Origin of the sequence: Priestia sp. JV24 (assembly GCF_025910025.1) — a bacterium.
Taxonomy (GTDB): domain Bacteria; phylum Bacillota; class Bacilli; order Bacillales; family Bacillaceae_H; genus Priestia; species Priestia megaterium.
The window spans coordinates 1-25691 of record NZ_JAPCIN010000023.1 but is presented as its reverse complement, the minus strand read 5'-3'; the positions used below and the strand labels follow the sequence as shown (position 1 = coordinate 25691).

Annotated in this window: 26 protein-coding genes and 1 pseudogene; 17 read left to right on the top strand and 10 right to left on the bottom strand. The window is 37.6% G+C overall.

Features of this window, described 5'->3' with window-relative positions; translation table 11 throughout:
* Nucleotides 1-15: 15 nt before the first annotated feature.
* The 5 genes from OK414_RS21420 to lexA all read right to left on the bottom strand — a co-directional run bounded on the left by OK414_RS21420 (nt 16) and on the right by lexA (nt 5401).
* Nucleotides 16-993, bottom strand: coding sequence for a glycosyltransferase family 2 protein (locus tag OK414_RS21420; RefSeq protein ID WP_263045039.1), 978 nt, complete (start codon nt 991-993; stop codon nt 16-18).
* Nucleotides 990-1382, bottom strand: coding sequence for a GtrA family protein (locus tag OK414_RS21415; protein WP_263045038.1), 393 nt, complete (start codon nt 1380-1382; stop codon nt 990-992). The genes OK414_RS21420 and OK414_RS21415 overlap by 4 nt, the downstream gene beginning before the upstream one ends.
* Nucleotides 1383-1402: 20 nt before the next feature.
* On the bottom strand, nt 1403-2908 hold the full coding sequence (locus OK414_RS21410) for a glycosyltransferase family 39 protein (protein WP_205661892.1): 1506 nt from the start codon (nt 2906-2908) through the stop codon (nt 1403-1405).
* Nucleotides 2909-3124: 216 nt separating this feature from the next.
* A complete protein-coding gene (locus tag OK414_RS21405) occupies nt 3125-4570 on the bottom strand; it encodes a hypothetical protein (RefSeq protein ID WP_034649295.1) in 1446 nt (481 codons plus the stop codon).
* 213 nt (nt 4571-4783) lie between these two features.
* Nucleotides 4784-5401 carry a transcriptional repressor LexA gene (gene lexA, locus OK414_RS21400; RefSeq protein WP_013058778.1) on the bottom strand — a complete coding sequence of 206 codons (618 nt, stop codon included), beginning with the start codon at nt 5399-5401 and terminating at the stop codon, nt 4784-4786.
* A 146-nt stretch (nt 5402-5547) separates the two neighbouring features.
* Here lexA and yneA point away from each other — a divergent pair, with 146 nt between their 5' ends.
* The 8 genes from yneA to OK414_RS21360 all read left to right on the top strand — a co-directional run bounded on the left by yneA (nt 5548) and on the right by OK414_RS21360 (nt 13615).
* On the top strand, nt 5548-5877 hold the full coding sequence (gene yneA / locus OK414_RS21395; protein WP_034649298.1) for a cell division suppressor protein YneA: 330 nt from the start codon (nt 5548-5550) through the stop codon (nt 5875-5877).
* A gap of 53 nt (nt 5878-5930) precedes the next feature.
* Nucleotides 5931-6599, top strand: a complete 669-nt coding sequence (locus OK414_RS21390) for a recombinase family protein (protein WP_034649300.1) — start codon at nt 5931-5933, stop codon at nt 6597-6599.
* Between the two features lie 69 nt (nt 6600-6668).
* Nucleotides 6669-6899, top strand: coding sequence for a DUF896 domain-containing protein (locus OK414_RS21385; RefSeq protein WP_013058775.1), 231 nt, complete (start codon nt 6669-6671; stop codon nt 6897-6899).
* A 167-nt stretch (nt 6900-7066) separates the two neighbouring features.
* On the top strand, nt 7067-9073 hold the full coding sequence (tkt, locus tag OK414_RS21380; RefSeq protein WP_263045037.1) for a transketolase: 2007 nt from the start codon (nt 7067-7069) through the stop codon (nt 9071-9073).
* A 149-nt stretch (nt 9074-9222) separates the two neighbouring features.
* The gene (gene sirA / locus OK414_RS21375) at nt 9223-9663 is read left to right on the top strand and encodes a sporulation inhibitor of replication protein SirA (protein WP_013084721.1); all 441 of its coding nucleotides are present in this window, start codon (nt 9223-9225) and stop codon (nt 9661-9663) included.
* A gap of 90 nt (nt 9664-9753) precedes the next feature.
* Nucleotides 9754-9966: a YneF family protein gene (locus OK414_RS21370; protein ID WP_013058772.1), complete on the top strand. Its 213-nt coding sequence runs from the start codon at nt 9754-9756 to the stop codon at nt 9964-9966.
* Nucleotides 9967-10056: 90 nt separating this feature from the next.
* Complete coding sequence (locus OK414_RS21365; RefSeq protein WP_034649302.1) at nt 10057-11820, top strand: ABC transporter transmembrane domain-containing protein; 1764 nt, start codon at nt 10057-10059, stop codon at nt 11818-11820.
* Nucleotides 11810-13615 (top strand): ABC transporter ATP-binding protein, encoded by a 1806-nt coding sequence (locus OK414_RS21360; protein ID WP_034649304.1) that lies wholly within the window; start codon nt 11810-11812, stop codon nt 13613-13615. Before OK414_RS21365 ends, OK414_RS21360 begins: the two co-directional genes overlap by 11 nt.
* A gap of 22 nt (nt 13616-13637) precedes the next feature.
* Here OK414_RS21360 and OK414_RS21355 read toward each other — a convergent pair whose 3' ends face one another.
* Nucleotides 13638-13814, bottom strand: a complete 177-nt coding sequence (locus OK414_RS21355; protein ID WP_013084718.1) for an aspartyl-phosphate phosphatase Spo0E family protein — start codon at nt 13812-13814, stop codon at nt 13638-13640.
* Between the two features lie 148 nt (nt 13815-13962).
* On the opposite strand from OK414_RS21355, the gene OK414_RS21350 reads away from it, so the two are divergent.
* From OK414_RS21350 to OK414_RS21340, 3 genes are all read left to right on the top strand, one after another.
* Nucleotides 13963-14670 carry a cytochrome c biogenesis CcdA family protein gene (locus OK414_RS21350; protein ID WP_034649306.1) on the top strand — a complete coding sequence of 236 codons (708 nt, stop codon included), beginning with the start codon at nt 13963-13965 and terminating at the stop codon, nt 14668-14670.
* A 209-nt stretch (nt 14671-14879) separates the two neighbouring features.
* Nucleotides 14880-15437 carry a DUF2179 domain-containing protein gene (locus OK414_RS21345; protein ID WP_034649310.1) on the top strand — a complete coding sequence of 186 codons (558 nt, stop codon included), beginning with the start codon at nt 14880-14882 and terminating at the stop codon, nt 15435-15437.
* Between the two features lie 104 nt (nt 15438-15541).
* Entirely contained in the window at nt 15542-16033 is a 492-nt protein-coding gene (locus tag OK414_RS21340; protein ID WP_016765340.1) for a CcdC family protein, read from the top strand.
* 31 nt (nt 16034-16064) lie between these two features.
* Here OK414_RS21340 and OK414_RS21335 read toward each other — a convergent pair whose 3' ends face one another.
* Nucleotides 16065-16490, bottom strand: a complete 426-nt coding sequence (locus OK414_RS21335) for a DUF2621 domain-containing protein (RefSeq protein ID WP_263045036.1) — start codon at nt 16488-16490, stop codon at nt 16065-16067.
* A 276-nt stretch (nt 16491-16766) separates the two neighbouring features.
* On the opposite strand from OK414_RS21335, the gene gabT reads away from it, so the two are divergent.
* The 3 genes from gabT (at nt 16767) to OK414_RS21320 (ending at nt 21097) form a co-directional block, all read left to right on the top strand.
* Entirely contained in the window at nt 16767-18122 is a 1356-nt protein-coding gene (gene gabT, locus OK414_RS21330) for a 4-aminobutyrate--2-oxoglutarate transaminase (protein ID WP_014458523.1), read from the top strand.
* A gap of 148 nt (nt 18123-18270) precedes the next feature.
* The gene (locus OK414_RS21325; protein ID WP_263045035.1) at nt 18271-19641 is read left to right on the top strand and encodes a sigma-54 interaction domain-containing protein; all 1371 of its coding nucleotides are present in this window, start codon (nt 18271-18273) and stop codon (nt 19639-19641) included.
* 31 nt (nt 19642-19672) lie between these two features.
* The gene (locus OK414_RS21320) at nt 19673-21097 is read left to right on the top strand and encodes an NAD-dependent succinate-semialdehyde dehydrogenase (RefSeq protein WP_013084712.1); all 1425 of its coding nucleotides are present in this window, start codon (nt 19673-19675) and stop codon (nt 21095-21097) included.
* 36 nt (nt 21098-21133) lie between these two features.
* Here OK414_RS21320 and OK414_RS21315 read toward each other — a convergent pair whose 3' ends face one another.
* Entirely contained in the window at nt 21134-21382 is a 249-nt protein-coding gene (locus tag OK414_RS21315) for a hypothetical protein (protein WP_129542265.1), read from the bottom strand.
* A 118-nt stretch (nt 21383-21500) separates the two neighbouring features.
* On the opposite strand from OK414_RS21315, the gene OK414_RS21310 reads away from it, so the two are divergent.
* A complete protein-coding gene (locus OK414_RS21310; RefSeq protein ID WP_013058761.1) occupies nt 21501-21668 on the top strand; it encodes a hypothetical protein in 168 nt (55 codons plus the stop codon).
* 116 nt (nt 21669-21784) lie between these two features.
* On the top strand, nt 21785-22270 hold the full coding sequence (locus tag OK414_RS21305) for a metal-dependent hydrolase (RefSeq protein WP_013084711.1): 486 nt from the start codon (nt 21785-21787) through the stop codon (nt 22268-22270).
* A gap of 36 nt (nt 22271-22306) precedes the next feature.
* On the opposite strand, the gene OK414_RS21300 is transcribed toward OK414_RS21305, so the two are convergent.
* Entirely contained in the window at nt 22307-23512 is a 1206-nt protein-coding gene (locus OK414_RS21300) for an ATP-binding protein (RefSeq protein WP_263045034.1), read from the bottom strand.
* 239 nt (nt 23513-23751) lie between these two features.
* Entirely contained in the window at nt 23752-25179 is a 1428-nt protein-coding gene (locus tag OK414_RS21295) for a cryptochrome/photolyase family protein (RefSeq protein WP_404932049.1), read from the bottom strand.
* A 165-nt stretch (nt 25180-25344) separates the two neighbouring features.
* On the opposite strand from OK414_RS21295, the pseudogene OK414_RS21290 reads away from it, so the two are divergent.
* Nucleotides 25345-25691, top strand: a pseudogene (locus OK414_RS21290) (hypothetical protein); the annotation flags it as partial.

Below are 25691 nucleotides of genomic sequence, written 5' to 3'. Positions count from 1 at the left end.
TTCTTCCTTGTTTTTTTAGCTATATACTTTTTCACGTACGTTCGGAGAATCTGTTGAAGCTTTCGAGAAGTTAATGGTTTCACGTACAACGTAAATAGGTCTATTTTTACTTTCATCGTAAATTCTTGCGATGTATTGTCCGACTAGACCTAAACCAAGTAGCTGAATACCGCTAAAGAAGGTGATAGCTACCATAATAGAAGTCCAGCCAGGCTGAATGTTTTTACCTATCAGCCAAACAATAATCGAATAACTTAAAACTAAAAGTGATACAAAAACCGATAATAAGCCAATAACCATTACTAAACGCAAAGGCTTCGTTGAAAACCCAATAATTCCATCTGAAGCAAACTTGATCATCTTTTTTAAAGGATATTTTGTTTCACCAGCAAAACGTTCATCGCGCTCATATTCTACATATGTTTGCCTGAAGCCAATCCAAGACATCATTCCTCGTACAAAACGATTGCGTTCAGTCATTTTTTTGAATACATCCGCTACTTTTCGGTCGATAATACGAAAATCTCCTGTATCTTTCGGGATTTCAATATCGGACATATAATTTAAAAAGCGATAAAAATACTTAGCTGTGGCTAATTTAAAAAAGGTCTCTCCGCTTCGTTTCTTGCGCTTTGCGTATACAATTTCATAGCCTTGCTGCCATTTAGCAATTAATTCAGGAATCATTTCAGGTGGATCTTGTAAGTCTGCATCAATAATAACGATAGCATCCCCTTGAGCATAATCAATGCCTGCTGTTACGGCAGTTTGGTGCCCAAAATTACGAGCAAAATCAATAACTTTTACATTAGAATCCATAGCAGCTACGTCCTTCAAGATTTCAATTGTTCGGTCTGTGCTGCCGTCATTGACGAAAATGAATTCATAGTTAATGTGGTTTTTATGCATGACGGAAAGCAGGCGATTGTAGCATTCATTAGCTACTTCTTCTTCAAAATACATAGGTACCACGATTGAAATTAGTTCTTTCATGCTTTACCTCCTATCGAGTGATTGTTTGTGTGCTTAAACGTCCATATTTTATTGAGGAAAAAATTGATAAACATTCCTATACAAGTAGACAACAGTTGTCCAATTATTGGATTAGCAGGTGTATAGTGTACAAGAAGGAATAAGCAAGATGTATTAATTGCTAAGGTAATAAGGTTTACGATGAAAAATTGAGCTAACATCCATTTATGTACAGTTGCTTGAAACACCCACGATTTGTTCCAATAGTAGCTGTTTATGACGCCAATGAAATAAGATAGTACGTTAGCCAATATATAATTCATATCAAAATGAATGAGTACTAAGTAACTGATAATGGTGAGCAGGGTATTCATTATACCTACAAATCCGAATTTCAGGAATTTTATCACGGTTGCATAATCCTTTCCATTTAATTTATCTCTTCACATTTTATCTGAGTTTTATTTTTAGTAAATCGTACTATTAAATAAGATAGAATCACTGAAATACCAAACCCTTCAAGCAGCATAAAGCTTGGAAAAATAAAGAATCGATAGCGAGTTTGAATTTCAATAAGCAAGTGAATAAGAACGTATCCTATGATTAGTAATAAAAACAGTGTATACGGATATTTATCCTGCTTCCTCAGGAATAAACATATAAGGCCAATAATGGAAAGAATAGTAGTTGAAACATAAATGATTCTTTCATAACTTTGAGCAGCACTAATTAATTTCTCTTTATTGAAAGGCACATCTTCTTGAGGAGTTAATGAAATGCTCCAAAATGTAGATGCATCCGTTCCTCCCCACATATTTAGGAATTTAATGTGAAAGAGATCTAAAAGTTGCTCTTTGTCTGCTACCCGCTCTTTAATTACCTCTTTTTCTGCTTCAGCTCGTTTTTCCCCAATTGGCATACCCATAAAACGACTAGCATCCTCTGAAGAATAGGAACCGCTTGTTTCGTAATTAAAGCCAATGACGAATTTCCATAAAGGATCTCTGTTACTTAAAGGATATTTAGAAATACCGCTAGCTACAAAAGAATAGTTGATCAGCGCATTTGCAATAAAAAAAGTAGCCAGTATGCCTACGAGATTTTTTCCTATTTTCTTTCGCCAAGCTTTTAACTCAGCAGCATCCTTCGTTTTAATGTAAGGTCGAAGAATTTGCAAGATGAAATAAATGAAAACAGCAACGATAATAATGGGTCCTAGAGGGCGCATTAAATTTCCTAACGACAATAAAAGGCCAATATAAAGCCAGCTAAACTTGTTATGAGCAAATCTTTTTATAATAAGGTAAAAAGCTGCATAAAATAAAAAAGTAGCTAAATGCTGATTAGTCAACACTGAGCTATAGAGAATGTTCGGAATGTAGAACGCATACAGAAAAGCTGCCATTCTCCCAGCAAGTTCGTTAAATACTTTAGCGCCAATTAAATAAATAAAAATAACGGTTCCAGTGGAATAAAAAATATTTAACAATTTTAATATAAAAATGTTATCTCCAAAACAGCGAATAATAACAGATTCATAGAATGAAAAGCCTAGCTGATATACCCATGTAGTAAAATAAACGCTTTGATTAAATTCATAATTTCCTTTTGCTATATTACGCGCGGCATCTAACATGACAAGAAAGTCAGATTTTACAGGCGTTTGAACAGAAAGCATCCATGCTAATCGAATACCTAAGGTCAAAACAATCAGTGAAATAAAAAAAACAGTTTTGTTCATGTATCTACTTGCAATAGCTATTAGAAAAATGACAAGGAAAGTGATAAATATTCCTTCAATAATAAATGAATTACTTAAAGCCAAGCCTTTTAATTCCAATGAATTTGTCATCGCACTATAACTGCCCCATAGAGACCAGGTAAGAATAATGACGCATAAAAAGATCAGGCTTTTGGATAAAAATGAGTTAAGCATATTACCTCCTGCAAATTATTTCATAGATAAGGTACAAAATTCCTACCCTATGATACCATATTTTATTATTTTGTATATATTTTTCTTATAGAGTATAATGTTAGATTGTTCTGAAATTGTAACAGCGGCATAACGTTTGATAAAAGAGTAAGCGGAGTAGGAAAAAGATTTCGTAATAGAAAAAGCTGTTTGCATCCATAAGTATGCGAACAGCTTTTATGTTTTAAATCGATCTTTTAATAAATTCCATAGGGAGCTCACTCCGAGACTAATGCTGATCAGAATTCCTGATAGAGCTACTATTAAAGCGATATATTCAAAGATAGAAAACTGCTTCATACTATCCCAATTGATGTTTCCCTTTAGCTTGCTAATAACTAAATTCATTCCGTAAATACCGGAAAGAACGGTATAAATCGTTAAAATTAATAATAAGTAATTGTGACGCTTGGCCGCGATTTTCTCTTGATTTTGATACAAAGTACCAAGGGTTTCTTTGACTTCTTGATAAAGAGAATTGATGTGGAAGATTTTTTTAAAGAGCTCAGAAAACTCTTGACCTTCTGTGCGAGAGCTAATTTCTAAAAATAAATATTTACCTGAAAATACGGTAATAGAGCGGATTAGTCGCTCAATGCCCTCTGAATTTTTATGAAACGTGAGCTGAGAATACTCATAAGATAGTTTTAGCAACACGATTTTATAGAAAAAATGCAAAAATAAATTATAGTAATGCTGGCCAAATAGATGATTCATCAAAAGCTGATCCGTTTTAGAGTCTGTCGATTTAGAAATACACGAAAACACATGGTCTGTTATAACGTAATAGGTTTCAGGAGCCCATCTGGAGTACACGTGTTTGGTATTATACGTTTTAATATACTCGTGGTTGTGTGCAGAGATAAACGGTTTCCCGTCAGGCGTATAGCTATTTAGCTGCCCAGTACGAAATAAAGTTGTGGAGTTAATCTCTTGCTCTTGATTTACCGTTACATAACTTAATACAAACATCCGTTCATCGATAAAATAAGGAAGGCTCCCTACATGCTGTTCACGCGTGGCTTCTTTTTTGATGTGTTCGTTCAAAAATGGCGCAAGCTGTGAAAAAATATAATCCTGTACTTTGCTATAGCGATGATGTTCATAGGTAATGGTGGATCCATGCTCTTCAGCAAGCTTCGGTTCTAATACACGAAAATGATTCATGAATTCTAAAATGTCATCATAGGTGTAATGATTATGACTCATCTCAGTGCGAATGGTCATGACGCCAATTTCAAAAGGACATAAAAAAACATCCACAGACAGCACGTTGCTAGACACGGTGGTGGAGGAAGTTTGTAGCGTAACGGTATGGTCTATTTTTTTTGAAAATCGAAGCAAGCCTTCTTTTTCGCAGGAATCAGGGAATAGAATACATTCAATGTAAGGAAGAAAATATTGATCCAAGCTATCATGAGATACGTAATACTGTTCTCCGTAGTATTCTTTTTCTACATGTTTGTTTTGAATGGAAAAAAACTCAAACAAATTTGCTTCTAGTGCATGAACAAGCTGCTCTTTATTTTTTCGGTCAAAGGAAAAAGGAAAAAGAAACATGTTCATTGCTTTGGTAGGTACAATGGTTTGAAATGGTTCTGTTTTCCTTGGTGTATTGGTCATAAACTACATCCTTCTTATAGTCGGTTGTATTTCCTTGTAAGAGTCGAGGAAATGCAGGTAGAAAGTAAAAAAGGTAAAACAAGATTTACAAAAACCGTTCTACCTGCCTGCGATGATTCAACGTATCATTTATAATATGCCAATTTTTTTAGAAAACAAACGTAAAAAAACCAACTAACATCATGATTAGTTGGTTTTACATACAGTGTCTGATTAGTGAATCGTGCGATATACACCAGTTACTTTTCCTAAAATCGTTACGTGGCGAAGAATAATAGGCGCCATCGTTGAATTTTCAGGCTGTAAACGAACGAAATTTTCTTCTTTAAAGAAACGTTTTACCGTTGCTTCGTTGTCTTCGGTCATAGCGACCACAATATCTCCATTATTAGCTGTTTGCTGCTGACGTACGATTACCATATCGCCATCTAGAATACCTGCTTCAATCATACTTTCTCCCATAATTTCAAGCATAAATACATGATCATCTGGAGAAACGAATTTATCTGGAAGAGGGAAATATTCTTCCACATTTTCAACGGCTGTTATAGGCAGACCCGCTGTTACTTTACCGATAACAGGAACATTAATGACATTGCTTTTAGGGATGTTTACTTCGTCTAGTTGAAGAACTTCGATTGCTCTTGGTTTTGTCGGATCTCTGCGAATTAACCCTTTGCTTTCTAAACGAGCTAAATGTCCGTGTACAGTGGAGCTAGAGGCTAATCCTACCGCTTCCCCAATCTCACGAACAGAAGGCGGATAACCTTTTAATTTTACTTCATGCTTAATAAAATCTAGTATGTCTTGTTGACGTTTTGATAGCTTCATATTTTTCACCTCAATTTTAGCTATTCTTTAGGTGAATTATACCACGTGATGTGTCAATATACAAACATAAGTTCGAAGAATTCCATTGACAGAAACAAATGTTCTCACTAAAATAAGAACATATATTCTGATAGGGGGATCATAATATGCAACAATTCTTACATTCTATGAAACATTACGCTATTTTTTTTGCAGTTATCGCTGCACTTACATATGTATTGACGCTGGTTTTAGGAGCGGATAAAGTAGATTTAGACAAATATTCAACGGTTACTATCACAAAAGGAGATACGCTTTGGGAATTGTCCAACAAGTATCATAATCACCATCATTTGACCACCAATGAATTTGTCAAATGGGTTGAAGACGTCAATGACTTAAACTCAGACACTGTCCAGTCTTTATCTCCTGGAGATAAATTATATATTCCTGTTTTAAAAAAAGAGTTACATAATCAAGTGGCAATTGAACAGTAGTGTGTAACGGTCGTTCCTGAATATTGTTAGAAGCCGAAAAGGTCGTGATAAAAGTGGATGCCATTATTTATTGCCGTGTCAGTACGGATAAAAAAACCCAAGAAACATCTTTACAGCGCCAGCAAGAAGAATTAAAAAAGCTTGCTGATCTTCACCATCTAGACGTAAAAAAAGTCGTAATGGAAAAAGCAAGCGGATATGAAGTAGACAGAGAGGGTATTTTGGATGTTCTTCATACAATGAAAGAAGAAAAAATATCTGTGTTGCTTATTCAAGATGAAACACGATTAGGCAGAGGAAATGCCCGAATTGCGCTGCTTCATGCTTTTCATAAAGAAAATGCTACCATCTATACGATTAGTCATCAAGGCCAGCTTCAGCTTTCAGAATCTGATTCAATGGTGTTAGATATTATTAGCTTAGTGGAAGAGCATCAGCGGAAATTACATAATGCTAAAATTAAAAGAGGAATGAAAAGAGCTGTAGAAAACGGTTATCGTCCGCAGCAAAATTTAAAAAATCAAGGAGTTAACTCGGGAAGAGAAAAAAAAGAAGCGCCAATTGAAGAAATTGTCCGCCTTCGTCATAACGGCTTAACCTTTGCTGAAATCTCAGTTACGCTAAAAGGTTTTGGCTATAATATTTCAAAAGCGACGGTACATCGCCGCTATCAAGAATACCAAGAGAGTGCTCAATCTCTTGATAAAACGAAAGAGATTTAGTAAGATGACTACATGTTGCCGGAACGGTTCGGTAATTTTAATTATTGATTATAAGGAGATAGGTTTTATATGCTATCAAAAGATAAACTTGCTCGTATTAATGCTCTTTCAAAAAAGGCAAAGGCTGAAGGTCTGACAGAATCTGAAGCGAAAGAACAGCAAGAGCTACGTCAGGAATATTTAAAAGTTTTCCGACAATCTATGACAAATCACCTTCATACGATTAAAGTTGTGGACGAAGAAGGTAAAGATGTTACGCCTAAGAAGTTAAAAGAGAGTAAAAAGAAGCGTCTTCACTAAGACGTTCTAGTAAAACTAGAGGGAATGTTCCCTCTAGTTTTTTGTATATTTTTAATAAGGCACACAAAAACTGTAAAAGTGGAAAATTTTTTGGTTCAAGTATTGTACAAATAAGCAAATCATTAGTATGATAACATATGTACATAGTTTTGAAAGGAATGAAGAGTATGACACAACGTATTGAAGATCTTTCGATTGCAACAATTCGTACTTTATCAATCGATGCGATTGAAAAAGCAAATTCAGGTCACCCAGGTATGCCAATGGGAGCTGCTCCAATGGCATATACATTGTGGACAAAATTTATGAACATCAATCCAAAGAATCCAAACTGGTTCAACCGTGACCGCTTTGTATTATCAGCAGGACACGGATCGGCACTATTATACAGCTTGCTTCATTTAGCTGGATATGACTTATCAATTGAAGACCTTAAAAACTTCCGTCAATGGGGAAGTAAAACACCAGGTCATCCAGAGTTCGGTCATACAGCAGGTGTTGATGCAACAACTGGCCCACTAGGACAAGGTATTGCAATGGCTGTTGGTAAAGCAATGGCAGAACGTCATTTAGCTGAAACATACAACAAAGAAGGTTTAGAAATTGTAGACCACTTTACGTATGGTATTTGTGGTGACGGAGACTTAATGGAAGGTGTATCTGCTGAAGCAGCTTCATTAGCAGCACATTTAAAATTAGGACGTTTAGTTGTTTTATACGATTCAAATGATATTTCTTTAGACGGAGATTTAGATCGCTCGTTCTCTGAAAACGTAGAAGATCGTTTCAAAGCTTACGGATGGCAAGTAATCCGCGTTGAAGACGGCAATGACTTGACAGCGATTGCAAACGCAATTGAAGAAGCAAAAGGCGATTTAATACGCCCAACGCTAATTGAAGTAAAAACAACAATCGGATTTGGTTCTCCAAACCACGCGGGTACTTCTGGCGTGCACGGTTCTCCATTAGGTTCCGATGAAACAAAATTAACAAAAGAAGCTTATGCATGGACATTTGAAGAAGATTTCTATGTGCCAGAAGAAGTGTATGCTCACTTCAAAGCTACAATTGCTGAAGATGGCCAAAAGAAAGAAAACGAATGGAACGATGTATTTGCACAGTATAAAGAAAAATACCCTGAACTAGGTCGTCAATTTGAACTAGCAGTAGAAGGAAAGTTACCGGAAGGCTGGGAAGAAACGCTTCCAGCATACGAAACGGGTTCAAGCCTAGCTAGCCGTGCTTCTTCTGGAGAAGTATTAAACGCAGTAGCACAAGCTGTACCTCAATTCTTCGGCGGTTCAGCTGACTTAGCTGGCTCAAATAAAACAATGATTAAAGGTTCAGAAGACTTCACTGCAGCTGATTACAGCGGACGTAATATCTGGTTTGGTGTACGTGAATTTGCAATGGGAGCTGCATTAAACGGTATGGCTCTACACGGCGGTGTAAAAGTATTCGGAGGAACATTCTTTGTATTCTCTGATTATCTTCGCCCAGCAATTCGCTTAGCAGCTTTAATGAAGCTTCCTGTAACATATGTATTCACACATGACAGTATCGCAGTTGGAGAAGACGGCCCAACACATGAGCCAATTGAACAATTACCATCACTTCGTGCAATGCCAGGTCTTTCAGTGGTTCGTCCTGCAGATGCAAATGAAACAGCTGCTGCATGGCGCCTAGCATTAGAATCAACTGACCGCCCAACGGCGCTTGTATTGACTCGTCAAAACTTGCCAACGCTTGAAGGTACAAAAGAAAATGCATACGAAGGCGTGTCTAAAGGTGCATATGTTGTATCTAAAGCTGGTAAAGACCAAGCGGATGCATTAATACTTGCAACAGGCTCTGAAGTAAGCCTAGCAGTAGAAGCACAAAAAGCATTAGCTGCAGAAGGCATTGACGTATCTGTAGTAAGTATGCCTGCATGGGACCGTTTCGAAGAGCAATCTGCTGAGTACAAAGAAAGTGTTATCCCTAAATCAGTGAAAAAACGTTTAGGTATTGAAATGGCTTCTACACTTGGCTGGGAACGCTATGTTGGAGACGAAGGACAAGTTCTTGGTATTAATCACTTCGGTGCATCTGCTCCTGGTGAAACAATCATGAAAGAATTTGGTTTTACAGTTGAAAATGTAGTAGCAAAAGTGAAAAGCTTGCTTAATGCATAATTCTTTTTCATAAGAAAGAGCGGACTCCTGTGGTCTGCTCTTTTTTTTCGACAAAAAAACAAAGGAATTTTTTCATCGATAGACAAGCATTGCGTACACCATTCGGTATAATGGTACAAAAAAGAACGAGCCGAAAGGGAGGATGAATCGTGAGAACGTATGAAGTATATTTAATGGAGGAAGAAGTTGCATCATCCTATTTTCGAAGAGAAAAGCTCATTTATCAGCTGCTGATTGAATATAGAATGAAACGTCACTTGCAGGAAACGCACTTACAAAAACAAGTTCATTACATTACTCGCCAACTGCCCATTTCATTTATTCAACGAGAATTGCTTCAGGCGTTTTCTCATTATCCTCATTTTTTTACTCATCAAGAGACGTTTGTGCTGGAATATCCTCATAAAAAAAGTCGAGCATCTATAAAATTAACGAATCGCTGTATAACAATTGAAGGAGATGGCAATGTTGATGCTGAGACAGCTTTTTTTGAAGTATTACGCAAGCTAGATCCTTGTTTTTTAGCAGTGAATTATGGAACGGATGAATACGGCTGGCTGAGGCCTGTGAAAACAAGAAAATTTGTGTAATTATTTAAGGAAATTGGAACGGAAATATTGTATAATAGCGTATGGTCTAGTACACTGTAAGTTAGACAACACGAAGGAGGAAGTAATACCATGGGAATGTATATTCTAGTTGGTGTTCTAGCATTAATTGTTGGGATAGCGCTAGGATTTTTCATTGCTCGTAAGTATATGATGAGCTATCTGAAGAAAAATCCACCAATTAATGAACAAATGTTAAAAATGATGATGATGCAAATGGGCATGAAACCATCGCAGAAAAAAATTAACCAAATGATGAAAGCAATGAACGGCCAAATTAAATAATGGTTAATTGGACAGACACTCTCTATTCAGAAGGGTGTCTTTTGTTTTATGATAGAGATAAGAAAATAGTTGTGGGGCTAGGGGGATACGATGAAAATTTTTCGAGAGTTATGGTGGTTTTTCAAACAGGAAAAAAAGTCTTATATAACGGGGATAGCGCTGCTCATTATTGTGGCAGCATTAGAACTTCTCCCGCCTAAAATTATTGGTTTAACGGTAGATGGCATTAAAGAAGGGACGCTGAATGGAAAGCGCTTAATGCAGATGGTTGGCATTTTGCTAGGAGCTGCTGTTGTGGCCTATTTCACAAGATACATATGGCGTATTATGATATTTGGTTCATCTGTTAAACTAGCCAAGCAGCTGAGAAATACCCTCTACACTCATTTTACCAAGATGAATCAGGCCTTTTATCAACGGCGGCGAATTGGGGATCTGATGGCTCATGCAACAAACGATATTCAAGCTATTCAACAAACTGCAGGTTCGGGCGTTTTGACACTCGTGGATTCCATTGTCACAGGAGGGCTTGTTCTATGCACAATGGCCCTCACAATCAGCTGGAAATTAACGCTTATTTGCCTTATTCCTATGCCGCTTATGGCCGTTTTAACAAGTTACTATGGTACATTGCTTCATGCGCGGTTTCATCACGCACAAGCAGCATTTTCTACTTTAAATGATAAGGTTCAAGAAAGCATTAGCGGAATTAAAGTCATTAAGACGTTTGGGGAAGAAGCAGCTGATGTCGAAGAATTTCGCATTAAGTCTGCAGATGTTGTGCAAAAGAACATGAAAGTAGCCCGAGTAGATGCATTGTTTGATCCGACCATTTCGATTATTGTAGCACTTTCTTTTTTACTTGCTCTTATTTTTGGCAGCAAGATGGTTATTAGTGAAGAGTTAACACTGGGTCAGCTTGTTACCTTTACAACTTATTTGGGCCTTCTTATTTGGCCGATGCTCGCGTTTGGCTGGCTATTTAACATTGTAGAACGTGGAAGAGCATCATATGATAGGGTATTTTCTTTATTAAAAGAAGAAAATTCGATTGAAGAAGCAGCGCATCCTAGCGTTGAAATGCCAACAGGAAATATTGAAGCTGTTATTCATAGGTTTTCGTATGGTAAAGAAGACGCATATACGTTAAACGAAATTTATTTTACACTTTCTCGCGGTCAAACGTTAGGGATTGTCGGAAAGACGGGTGCTGGGAAAACCACGATTTTAAAGCTGCTGCTTCGTGAATTTGATGTAAGAGACGGAGCTGTTTTATGGGGAGGAAAAGACATTAAAGACTATGCTTTTGATTCATTGTACAAAAGCATTGGATATGTTCCTCAAGATCACTTTTTGTTTTCAACAACAGTTGCTGATAATATCGCTTTTGGAAAAAGAGAAGCAAGCAATCAAGAGATTAAAGAAGCGGCTAAGGTTGCCAATGTACATAGAGACATTCTCGATTTTACAGATGGCTATCAAACAATAGTAGGCGAAAAAGGCGTTTCATTATCGGGTGGACAAAAACAGCGTATCTCGATTGCAAGAGCTCTTCTATTAGATCCTGAGCTTTTAATTTTAGACGACTCGCTATCAGCGGTAGATGGAAAAACGGAAGCGGGTATTTTACAAGCGCTGAAGCAGAAACGTCAAAATCGAACAACGATTATTACAGCGCATCGGCTGAGCTCGGTTACTCATGCAGACCTGATTCTTGTATTTGATAAAGGGAAAATTATTCAGCGAGGAACTCATGAGGAACTGCTTAGCGTGAGCGGCTGGTACCAGGATATGTACGATAGACAGCAGCTTGAACGTGCGGTAGAAGAAGGAGAGACGAAAAATGAAAATTGAGCATTCTTCGGTACATAAACGTCTGTTTCGCTATACAATTCCGCATAAAAAATCATTTTTTTTAGCGTTCACACTATTATTAATTGCTACGGCTGCGGATTTATTAGGGCCCATTTTGATTAAAATTTTCATTGACGATTATTTAACTCCTAAGTATTTGCCTCTTCAGCCTCTTGTGTGGCTGGCTAGCAGTTATTTGCTTTTACAGCTTTTAAAAATTGTCGTTCAATACTTTCAGCTTCTGCAGTTCCAAAAAATTGCGCTTCAAATTATTCAGCAGATTCGAATTGACGTTTTTTCTCATGTTCATCGCTTGGCTCTTCGCTTTTTTGACAACACGCCCACGGGAAGCCTGGTATCTCGAATTACAAATGACACGGAAGCCATGAAAGAAATGTTTGTAGAAGTCATCGCGGTTTTTATTCAAAATGGGGTATTTTTGGTCGGTATTTTTATAGCCATGTTTATGCTAGATATGAAGCTGGCTTTTTATTGTTTAGTTCTTCTCCCGTTCATTTGGGGACTTATGAAGCTTTATCAGCATTACAGCGCTATTTACTACGGACAGCTTCGAGAGAAACTAAGCCAGTTAAATGCCAAGCTTCATGAGTCTTTGCAAGGCATGTCTATTATTCAGCTATTTCGTCAAGAAAAGCGGCTGCGCTCGGAATTTGAAGAAATCAATGATGAACATTACAAAGCGGGGATGCGCAATATTAAGTTAGATGGTTTGCTGCTAAGGCCGGCAGTCGAAATTCTTTACATTTTGGCCGTTATTCTTGTGCTCAGTTATTTTGGTATTTCCGTAGCTGACAGTCCTGTTAAAATTGGTGTTCTTTACGCGTTTATCAACTACTTGGATCGTTTTTTTGAGCCTGTTAATGAAATGATGCAGCGTCTCTCTATGTATCAGCAAGCGATGGTATCAGCCTCTCGGGTATTTGACTTGATGGATGAAAAAGAAAAAAATCCAGTCATGACAGGAGAACAAAAGCAGGGGGTACAAAAAGGAACGGTAGAATTCAGAAACGTAACGTTTTCCTATGATGGTGTTCGAGATGTACTTTCTGATATATCGTTTACGGTAAACGAAGGAGAAACAGTGGCTTTAGTAGGCCATACGGGAAGCGGGAAAAGCTCCATCATTAATTTATTAATGCGTTTTTATGAGCAGCAAAAAGGAGACATTTTGATCGATAATAAACCGCTATCGTCTTTTTCAAATAAACAGCTTCGAGATGAGGTAGGGCTAGTGCTTCAAGATGCCTTTTTATTTGCAGATACCGTGAAACGAAATATTACGCTGCACGAAGACCATTTTTCTGATGAACAAGTAAAAGCAGCGGCGGAATTTGTGCAAGCTCATGCATTTATCGAAGCCCTTCCAAATAAGTATAATGAAGTGCTAGTCGAAAGAGGTTCCACTTTATCAAGCGGCCAGCGTCAGCTCTTAGCATTTGCAAGAACGGTCATCCGGAATCCTAAAATCCTTATTCTTGATGAAGCAACAGCACACATTGATACACAAACAGAAGAAGCGATTCAAGAAGTGTTAAGAGATATGGGAAAAGGCCGTACAACAATTGCGATTGCCCATCGTTTATCCACTATTCAACACGCCGACTGTATTTTAGTACTGCATAAAGGAAAAATCGTCGAAAAAGGCACACATACTGAACTGCTAAACAAAGGCGGTTTGTACTATAATATGTATCAGCTTCAGCACAGTGAAAAAGAAGAGAATTTCAGCAAAGAAACAGGAGTAAAAGAGATTTATACAGAATTGATAGAGTGAAGGTAAAAAAAAGAAACAACCTTCATGAAGAGGTTGTTTCTGTTGTTTGAGCAGGGAATTCATTGTAAACGTTTAATAAATGATCTAATTCTTGACTATGTTTAATAGCAGGTGGAGAGTTTAATCCACTTACTCGGACTATGCGGATGAGTTCTTCTCGTTTCTTTTCAATCGCTAATAGAATATCTTTTTTGGCCAATGCTATGTATCCCTTCTAACAAGTCGTTTACCTAATTATACAAGATAATGGTACTATTTGAAAGAAGTGAGATAAGACAATTTGGTTACAAAATGGTAACGAAAAAGAACAAAAAGAACAAAAAGAACAAAAAAGGGAAGTGGGAAATGTGGGAGATTTAAATTTGTTTTTGGCATTTGGCGCGGGGTTTTTATCGTTTATTTCACCCTGCTGTTTGCCTTTGTACCCAGCTTTTTTATCGTACATAACGGGAGTGTCAGTTAGCGAGCTAAAGGAAGGCGCTAAGTCACATCAGCGCAAAGCTTTTATTCACACAGCATTTTTTCTATTGGGGTTTTCTGTTATTTTCATTATGATTGGCTTTGCTACTTCTTTTATTGGTCAGTGGTTTTTTAACTATAAGGATTTAATTCGGCAGATTGGCGCTATTCTTATTATTTTCTTTGGTCTAGTTGTACTAGGAATTTTTAAGCCTCGAATTCTTATGCAGGAACACAAGCTTAAATTCGCAAATAAGCCGGCTGGACTCTTAGGTTCTTCTTTTATTGGTATGGCTTTTGCTGCCGGCTGGACTCCGTGTACGGGCCCTATTTTAGTATCAGTTATGGCCCTTGCAGCGACAAACCCAGGCTCCGGTCTTTTGTATATGATAGCTTATTCACTTGGGTTTTCTATTCCATTTTTTATTATGACGTTTTTTATCGGGAAAATGAACTGGTTAAAAAAACATATGAATTCTATGATGAAAGTTGGCGGATATGCAATGATCGGTATGGGATTTATTTTGTATTTTGACTGGATGACAAAAATTATTATTTATACAACGAGCGTATTTGGAGGGTTTACGGGCTTTTAAAAAGGGAAGATGATAAAAAAAAGAATCTGATAATTGGCAGATTCTTTTTATTTTTCAAAAGATAAAATAGTTACTTTTGCTCTTAGGAAATATACAAGAATATGATGTAAAAAATATATAGAAAAAAATTTTTTTACTATATCTTCTATAAATACGGAGTGATACAATGAAATCGTCATATTTTTAATTGTTAAAAAGAGGTGTATAAATTGAAAGATATTTTGTTAATCTTGCTTTTGCAACTGATCTATGTACCGATCTTGACGCTGCGCACAATTTTTTTAGTCAAAGGTATGAGTATGTATGCCTCGGTTTTTGGATTTGTTGAAGCGTTAATTTATGTATTCGGCTTATCTCTTGTATTTTCAGGAGATCAAAGCACGCTTGCTATGGTTGTATATGCAGTTGGGTTTGGAGTGGGAATTATTCTTGGAAGTTATATCGAATCTAGACTTGCTATCGGATATACAACATTCTTAGTTAACCTTATGACCAAAAATGAAGAGTTAATTAACCGCCTTCGACAGGAAGGTTTTGGTGTTACTGTTTACCAAGGAGAAGGAAGAGACAGTGCACGCTATAGATTGGACATTTTAACAAAAAGAAGTAGAGAAGAAGAGCTATTAGCATTCATTGAAGAATATGAGCCTCGTGCTTTCATTATTTCGTACGAGCCGCGTAAATTTAAAGGCGGGTTCTTACTAAAATCAATGAAAAAGCAAAAACAAAAGCAAAAAGCAAAAGCGGATCTTACCTCTACTAAATAAAAACAGAAGAGACACTCTTTTGTTTTTTTGTTGCACTTTTACTTCTGATGTTTTTTGGATTATAATATAAGCAAACACTAAACTATAGTAAAGGAAGGATTTCATTGGTTATTGCTTCAACACTTGTCGCAATTTTTATGGCTTCTTTCATATTAGTTATTCGAATGAAAGCTGCTGATAAACCAACGAATGCAAAAAAAATTATACTTCCGCCTTTTTTTATGAGTACGGGAGCATTAATGTTTATCTTTCCAATGTTTCGAGTAACGGGTGCAGAACTGCTTGAGGCGTTAATAGCAGGCATGATTTTCTCAATCCTGTTAATTAAAACGTCTAAATTTGAAATTCGTGACGATCATATTTACTTGAAGCGTTCAAAAGCTTTTGCATTCATTATTATTGGTTTGCTTATTATTCGAATTGCAATGAAAATATATTTAAGTTCTTCAATTGATGTTGGCCAGCTTGGCGGTATGTTCTGGATTTTAGCATTTGGTATGATTGTACCGTGGCGCATTGCTATGTACACATCGTACAAAAAGCTCGAACGAAAGCTGCATAATGATCGTCTTGGGAATACAACGATATTAAACTAAAAAAGGTGGCTGCGCAGCCACCTTTTTTAGTTTAAAATAAATGCTGATAAGGGACGGCATCTATTTTTTGCTTTTTTAATGTTTTTAATAAAAATTTATGATCACGTTTAGGCGTAGCTAAAATGTATCCACGTACGATTAAGTCTTTCGTTATAGAGGCTGCTTGTTCCTCAATTGCGAGTTCCCCAATTTTTCCCGCGATTTTTTGTTTGGCTACATCGCGAAATAGTTCAGGTACTGGTTCAACAAGAACGTTTAATAGCTGCTTTTGATCCGCTGACCAAAGGTGGACGGTTTTGGAAAGATAGTGATCTTGCCAATCAAGCTCAGACATGCCGTCTTCTTTTGGTAAGCGCTTTAAAAATTTCCTGAACATAAAAAATCCGCCGATAGCAAACATGCTCATTAAAAAGACCACCCAAAATAAAATAACCCATAAAAACCAGCCCTCTAGCATATTTTTCACTCCTTTATAAAGAGGTCAATCCTAACATTACTATATTTATACATTTATTATAAAAGCCTTGTTCCTTTTATGGCAATATAAAATTCCTGTACTTTATGCGAGAGGAAAGTCTTTATTGACTCATCAATAAGTTTATATAGACTTATTGATGAGTAAAATATCGTTAGAATTATCTAAAAATGCTTATTTTTCAGCTTTTTAAAAGTTGGCACGTTTTTTGCATATAAACTAATTGAAGAATTATTTAATATGAGAGGAAGATAAAAAATGAGTCAAACTTTTAGCAAAGTAGCAACAAATTTACCGGGAGAAAATGCAAAGCAATTATTAGATAGAAGACACCGTGCCATTCCGAAAGGTGTAAGTTATGGCATTCCGACATTTGCTGATACGGCTGAAGGGGCGATCGTTAAAGATGTCGATGGCAATACGTTTATTGATTTCGTAGGCGCAATTGGCACAATCAATGTAGGGCACAGTCATCCAAAAGTAAAAGAAGCGCTTCACAAACAAGTAGACCGTTTTATTCACACGGGATTTAACGTAATGATGTATGAGTCATACGTAGAGCTTGCAGAAAGATTAGCAGCAATTGCACCGGGTGAATTTGACAAGAAAGTATTACTTTTAAATAGCGGAGCAGAAGCTGTAGAAAACGCAGTGAAAATTGCTCGTAAATATACAAAGCGCCAAGGAATTATTTCCTTTAACCGCGGTTTCCATGGCCGTACATTAATGACAATGACAATGACAAGTAAAGTAAAACCATATAAATATGAATTTGGACCGTTTGCTCCTGAAGTATACAAAGCTCCATATCCTTATGAGTATCGCCGTCCACAAGGGTTATCAGTTGAAGCATACGAAGATTTCATGATTACAGAATTCAAAAACTTCTTAAATACAGAAGTAGCACCGGAAACGATTGCAGCTGTTGTAATGGAGCCGATTCAAGGCGAAGGTGGTTTCATTGTTCCAGGTAAACGCTTTGTGCAAGAAGTGTATCAATTATGTAAAGAGCACGGAATTTTATTTGTATCAGATGAAATTCAAGCAGGATTTGCACGTACAGGCCGCTACTTCGGTATTGAACATTTTGACGTTGAGCCTGATTTAATTACGGTATCAAAATCATTAGGAGCTGGCGTACCAATCAGCGGTGTCATTGGCCGTGCTGAAATCATGGATGAATCTAATCCTGGTGAGCTTGGCGGAACGTATTGCGGAAGTCCTCTTGGATGTGAAGCAGCTTTAGCTGTACTTGATATCATTGAAGAAGAAAAGCTAAACGAACGCGGTGAGTACCTTGGAAAAGTGGTAACATCACGATTTGAAAAACTAGCAGAAAAATATGACTGTATCGGTGATATCCGCGGATTAGGAGCAATGTCTGCGATTGAGCTTGTGAAAGACCGTGAAACAAAAGAAGCAGACAAAGAGCTCACACAGCGTATCGTAAAAGAAGCAAACAAACGTGGATTATTACTGCTTAGCGCAGGAGTATTTGGAAACGTTCTTCGTATCTTAATGCCGATTGTTATTACAGATGAGCAGCTGGAAGAAGGCTTAGCTATTTTTGAAGCAGCACTAGAAGCAAGCGTACAGCAAACGGTTGAAGTGTAAGTGAAATTGAGACATGAGTGAAGAGAGAACTCTTCACTCATTCTTCATGAATCGCAAAGAATAGGTATGTTTGGACACTCTATTTATAGATTTTTCATTTTCTGATAAAATAAAATAATAATTATTTTTTGACGAAAAGGTGATTCAAATGACCATTCATAAAAAGCATATTCAGCAAATTAACGACGAACTTTACGATATATTTGAGTCATCATTTGATGAAATCTTTGTAACTGATGCAAATGGATATGTGTTAGTTGTAAATTCAGAGTGTGAAAAAAACTATGCTTTGAAAGTGGAAGATTTTATTGGAAAGCACGTAAAAGAACTGCAGGAAATGGGGATTTTTTATCCTTCGGCCACGCTAAAAGTGATTGAATCTAATCAAGCAATTGAATTGGTTCAAAAAACAAACTCCGGCCGGTATCTTCATGTGCGGACAAGGCCGGTATTTACAAACGACGGGCATTTAAAAAGCGTTATTAGCTATTCTCGGGATCTCACAGACTTAATGGAATTAAAACGAAAAGTAGAAGAGATGGAAGAACAGCTTGAAAACTATAAAAAAGAGTTAAACGAAGCCGTGGATTTAGAAGGCATCGTGACAAAAAGTGAAGCGATGAAAAAAGTTTTTTCAACCATTCAACGAGTTGCTTCTGTAAATACAACCGTTCTTTTACTTGGAGAAACAGGGGTAGGAAAAAGCAGAGTGGCAAAACTGCTTCACCAGCTTAGTACAAGAAAACAGCAGCCGTATCATGAGCTTAATTGTGCAGCGCTTCCTGAACAGCTTATTGAATCAGAGCTATTTGGCTATGAAGGCGGTACGTTCACTGGAGCATTTCGAGAAGGGAAAAAAGGGATCATTGAGCTTTCGAACGAAGGCACGCTTTTTCTAGATGAGATTGGTGAACTTTCTCTTTCAGCACAAAGTAAGTTGCTCCATGTGCTGCAAGACCGTACAATTCGTCCCGTGGGTTCAACAAGAGCAGTATCAATAGACGTACGAATTATTGCTGCTACGAATCAAAATCTAGAACAAATGGTCGAAGAAGGAAAGTTTAGACGTGATTTGTACTATCGACTTAACGTGGTGCCAATTACGATTCCACCTTTACGAGAGCGAAAAGAAGATATTCTGCCTCTTGTCTATCAGTTTCTTCAGCATTTTAATACGGTATATGAACGTAATGTACGCTTATCACCAAAGGCATTAGATGCATTTTTAGGACAGGAATGGAAAGGAAACGTTCGCGAAGTGGAAAATATCATTGAGCGCCTGGTTGTTACAGGAGAAGAAATGATTACGCTTAAAGACTTGCCATTTGCAAAAGAGTTTGCTATCGACCCACCTGTGCATACGCTTCCTGAAATGATTGAACATGTGGAAAAAGAAATGGTCATCAAGGCGTTTGAACAGCATAGGTCGTCTTACAAAGTAGCAGAACAGCTTGGTATTAGCCAATCGCAAGCCAGTCGTAAAATTCGAAAGTACGTTTCGGACAGCACAGAATATTGAGTAGATAAATTTAAGCAGGGAGTGAAGAAATATGAAGCAAGCAAACTTATATATTAACGGAGAATTTGTTTCAGCAAATGATACATATGAAGTGGTAAATCCAGCAACAAATGAAGTAGTGGCTGCTGTTGCAAAAGGTGGAGAAAAAGAAGCGAAGCTAGCAGCAGATGCTGCCTATGAAGCGTTTCAAACATGGTCTAAAAAAACAGCAGAAGAGCGCGGTAAATTATTATTTAAATGGCATCAGCTGATCGAAGAACACACGGATGAACTTGCTGAAATAATGACAGTTGAGCAAGGTAAGCCTCTTAAAGAAGCAAAAGGTGAAATTGGCTATGCCAACGGATTTGTTTCATGGTACGCAGAAGAAGGCAAACGCATTTACGGAGAAACAATTCCAGCTTCTTCTCCTAATAAACGATTATTTGCTCATAAGCAGCCTGTGGGAGTCATGGCAGCTATTACACCTTGGAACTTCCCGGCAGCTATGATTACGCGTAAAGTAGCCCCAGCTTTAGCAGCTGGATGTACAGCGGTTATTAAACCCGCAGAACAAACGCCACTAACGGCTCTTCGACTAGCAGAGCTTGCACAAGAAGCGGGTATTCCAAAAGGCGTAATTAATGTAGTTACGGGAGATGCAAAAGCGATTGGAGAAGCGTGGCTTCAAGATGGACGCGTACGTAAACTATCGTTTACGGGCTCTACAGAAGTAGGTAAACTGTTAATGCGCGGAGCAGCTGATACGGTTAAAAAAGTGTCTTTAGAGTTAGGCGGACACGCTCCGTTTATCGTAACAGCAAATGCTGATTTAGACAAAGCAGTAACAAATGCAATTGCTTCTAAATTCCGTAACGCTGGTCAAACATGCGTATGTACAAACCGCATCTACGTGCACGAGTCTATTGCTAAACCGTTCGCAGAGCAGTTTGCAGCGGCTGTTAGTCAGCTGAAAGTCGGAAACGGTTTAGAAGAAGGTACGGATATCGGACCTTTAATCGATGAAAAAGCGTTAGAAAAAGTAAAGCGCCACTTAGATGATGTTGTAGCAAAGGGTGGAAATGTCTTAACTGGAGGGGCTGTACGCGAAGAGGGAAGCGGGCTTTTTGTTGAGCCTACGGTTGTAGATGGTGCAACGGACGACATGCTTTGTATGTACGAAGAAACATTCGGACCAATTGCTCCAATTGCGACGTATCAAACAGAAGAAGAAGTTATTCGCCGTGCAAATAACTCTCCTTACGGATTAGCAGCCTATGTGTTCACTGAAAATATTTCAGAAGCTATTCGTATTGCTGAAGCTTTAGAATATGGTATTGTAGGGTTAAATGATGGACTACCTTCTACACCACAAGCGCCGTTTGGCGGCTTTAAAGAAAGTGGACTTGGACGTGAAGGCGGACATTACGGAATTGAAGAATATTTGGAAGTAAAATATATTTCTTTAGGCTTTTAATAAAAAGTGATTTCGCTTTCCTGCGAAATCACTTTTTTAGTAATAGTACACGTGGGGAATTTGTGCATGGATTGATTGAAAATTCATGAATAAAAAACAAAATTCTTCTAGAGTACAGCATTCAAGGTCTTCGCAATCGTGAGAATTAAAAAAATCTTCTAGTATAGTTGGCTCGGCGTCTTTAAATAACCAGTGGTGTTCAACATCTTCAAATTTGCCTCGATAAACCTCGCTCAGTCCATAAAAGTCAAATATATCTTCCAACTGCTTTTGGTGCATAGCCATCCCTCCTCTTTTTAGTATAAGAAAAAGAAAGAGATATTAAACAAGCCGTCATACTACTTTGTTTTTTTTTATAAAATCTCGTATAGTTAATAGTAATGACAAGCAAAGGAGTTTCGGCATGTTTACATATATCACGTTATTTGGTTTTCTTGGATTCGCCGTGTATTCGAGTACGTGGATTTATTCCATTGTCAAAAAAGATGGAAGAGCAAAGAAAAATGGAAAGGGTACTCTTATTAGTTTTCTTGTGATGCTTATCGGGTTAGTCGGTCTGCAGTTTACGTAACTATAGATTATTTTGACATTTTTACCACCTTCACTTATAGTTAACGTTGGGCGAACATATGTATGATTTTGGTCACGGTGCTTGCCTTAAGTTGAAAAAGAAAGAAGGTGGCATATTTGAGATATCACACACATATTGCAACATCGATTGCTGCCGGTGCCGGTGTGGCTATAACAGGAGACGCTTCGTTTACATTTCCTTATGTTGTAGGCATTGCGATTGGAGCGCTGCTTCCTGATATTGATGAACCAAATTCATATATTGGTAGAAGATCTCTTGGTCTCGCAAAAGTCATTAAATCTATTTTTGGACACCGAGGTATTACGCATTCTATTCTTGCAAGTGGACTTATTTTTTATTTACATACGATGTATAACAACGATTTTACATTAGGGATAGCCTATGGATACGCTTTTCATATTCTTGGAGATTTCTTTTCTAAACGAGGGGTACCTTTTTTCTCTCCTCTTAGCAAGAAGAAGTTTAAGCCTCCTTTAACATATGAAACAGGTGGTGGAGCAGAGACTCTCATCTTTTACCTGGCAGTGATAGGAAGTTTTTATATGCTTTATAAGTATCAGCTGTACACCCAGCTGTTTTAAAGAAAGAAGCCATCTGATTTACTCAGATGGCTTCTTTTACACTTCTACCACATAAAGTTCAGGCGTTTTCATAGGCAGGGTAATGGTAATGCTTGTGCCGTCATTTTCTTCGCTTGATACGTGAAAAAAACCATTATGCTCATTAATAATTTTGTTACAAATGGTTAGTCCCAGGCCTACTCCTCGTTCTTTTGTTGTATAAAAAGGCTCTCCTATATGAGGGATACGCTTTGAGTCAATTCCACATCCGCTATCTTTTATCACAATACATAGCGTTTCTCTAGCTGATTTTTTAATCGATACAGTCAGCTTGCCGCCACTTTCCATCGAATCAATGGCATTTTGTATAATATGAATAAATGCTTGGGTTAGCTGTGTTTTTTGCCCACTAATGAGCAGGGGATGTTCTTCTGGATAATGGCGAATGATGTGGATATTTTTGACTCCAGTAACCGGTTCAAATTGCTTTAATACCTCATCTAGCAAGTCTGTCATAACAAGGCTTTCTGTATATGCGTACTCTCGTTTAGCTAAACTCATAAATTCTGCGATAATATGTTCAATTTGCGAGAGCTCATGCTGAATGAGATCTCGATAAATCATTGTTTTTTTCGGCTGCTGTGTCTCACTGAACAGTTGTATAAACCCTTTAATGGTTGTCAAAGGATTTCTAACCTCGTGTGCGATACTTGCAGCAAGGTGACCAATGACAGAAAGTTTTTCTGAATTTCGGATCTTTTTCTCTGCTTGTCTTTTTTCTGTTACGTCTCGTGAGACAAATACAAACCCTTCGATTTCTCCAGTGGATGTGATAATGGGAGCGCCTTTACATTCTAATAAAACGATGGTGCCATTCACGTGAAACTTTCGGTATTCAAATGTGGAGGCATCTTTTGTTTTGCTCATGTTAGCTAAAATAGTCGAGATTAGGTGTTTGTCTTCAGGATACGCATTGATAAGCACATGTTGTCCAATAAGCTCATCAGGATAAACGCCTAAAGTTTTAGCGTAAGAAGGAGAAGCGTATTCATAAATGCCATCTTCAGTAATAGCACATACTAAATCATGGGTATGAGATAAAATAGCTTGATGCTTTGGTTCATTGTCATCCGTCATGATTCGATCTTTTAATGGATAAAAAAGCTGATCTTCTTGGTTCGTGAAGGTGTGCCGAACTTGAGTGCCGCACATTCTGCAAAAATTATAATCTTCCTTATAGTTACAAGAAGGACAAACGGGCATCGAATCACTCCAATCAGATCTATGCAATGAGAGAGTTCTCAAGCATATATAATCATTATTATATATTCAAATTATAGGAAAAAATATGAAAAATCAAATGTGCTATAGAGAGGGAAACTGGGCTTGAAAACCCTATAAATAGATTTCAAATACATGTTTTTAGTTGCAAATAGATGCGAAATGGAATTTTTAAACATTTAAAAAATTCAGCCTATCAAATAAGAGGCGTGATTTACCTCTTATTTGATAGGCTGATAATGCTCTAGCGCTCGCTCTCTAGCTGCTTTATGATCGACAATTGGAGTCGGATATGTTTTATTAAGCGTAACGTTTGCTTTTTCTAATACGCCTGCTGGGGCCTCCCAAGGTTTATGAATATAAGAAGAAGGAATATGCTTAAGCTCTGGAAGCCACTTTTTAATATATTCTCCTTCTTTATCAAATTTTTCTGATTGAGTAATTGGATTAAAAATACGAAAATATGGCGCGGCGTCTGCTCCCGAGCCTGCAACCCACTGCCAGCCCATTGTGTTATTAGCTAAATCTGCGTCTACTAAGGTATCAAAAAACCAATTTGCTCCGTGTTTCCAATGAATTAAAAGGTGCTTTACTAAAAAGGAAGCAGCTACCATTCGAACTCGATTGTGCATAAAACCTGTTTCCCACAGCTCCCGCATTCCGGCATCGACAAGGGGATAGCCGGTTTTTCCATTTTTCCAAGCTTGAAGCTCTTCATTGCCGTCAGCCCACTGAAATTGCTTGAATTTTTCATTAAGCGGTTCAGTTGTAGTGTGCGGGAAATGATAAAGCAGCTGATAAGCAAAATCTCTCCATATAAGTTGACGAATAAACATTTCAGCTTGCTGTTCAAAAGCATCAGAACGTACTTTTTCTGCTTTAGTTCTCAAATAATGATAAAGAACTCGAGCTGAGAGCTGTCCTGCAGCGAAATAAGGAGATAGACATGAATTTAATGCTTCAGCAGGAAAATCTCGTCCTTTTTCATAATGAAGCAGCTTATTCTTTAAAAACGTTTTGAACACATCAATAGCGCTTTTTTCCGTAGCTTCCCACGTCGACTTAATCGTTTTATCCCACGGTATGCTTGGAAGCAAATCGAGATCTGAGACTGAAAGAGATTCAACGGGTTTAGAGGAAGCCTGTATGGAAGTAACTTTTTTTACAGCAGAAGATACGGAATGTTTTTGAGAAGCTTTATAGTAAGCTGTAAACACTTTATAAGGATCTCCATTTTCTTTTGTGATTTTCCAAGGTTCATGAAGGAGAAACCCCTCAAATGTGCGAATATTTATTTGTTGCTCTGAAAAAAAAGCTTGAAGCTCTTTATCTCTTTTTAGCACATGTGGTTCATAGCGTCTATTCCAATAAATATCTTGGGCATTCGTTTCATGGAGTAGTTTTTGTAACACATCTTTAGGGTTTCCTTTTTGTACAATCAGCGTTCCTTGTATTTTTTCGATCGAGTTTTTAAAGTCATTCAGCGCATGGTGAAGCCACCATTTACTTGCACTTCCCATTGAGCTTTCTTCATAGTCATCATGGATATAAACAGGTACAACCATTCCTTCTTTAGCTGCGTGAAATAGAGATGGGTTATCAACCAGCCGAAAATCTTTTCGAATCCATACGATAATGGTTTTATTCATCATGTGCCACCTTTCTATCTGCAATTTGCCTCGATTATAGCTTTTTTCTTATACGTTCTACAATTTTGAATGTGTAGAAGGCCTATTTTCTTATGGACGAATTTCAGATTGATGGTAAAAAGAATAACGTAAACGGAGTAAGAGAATGGGAAGGAGCCCTTAAAAATGAGAAATTCGTATGGAATGAAACAAACCGGACAACCGATATCCAATCCATATATGCAAGCAGCACCTAAACCTGCTAAAATGCCGCCTATGCCTTCTGCAAAAGAAATGCAGGCAATGCCGGTGCAAGAAGGCACAAAACAAATGCCAATGTACGGAGAAATGCCGCCGATGAAAGATGTAATGCCGCCGATGCATGGAGGAATGAATCAAATGCCGATGCAAGGCGAAATGCCACCGATGCAAAAAGATATGGCTCAAATGCCAATGTACGGAGAGCTACCGCCAATGCACGGAGGAATGGACCAGATGCCGATGCAAGGAGGAATGCCGCCAATGCAAGGAGG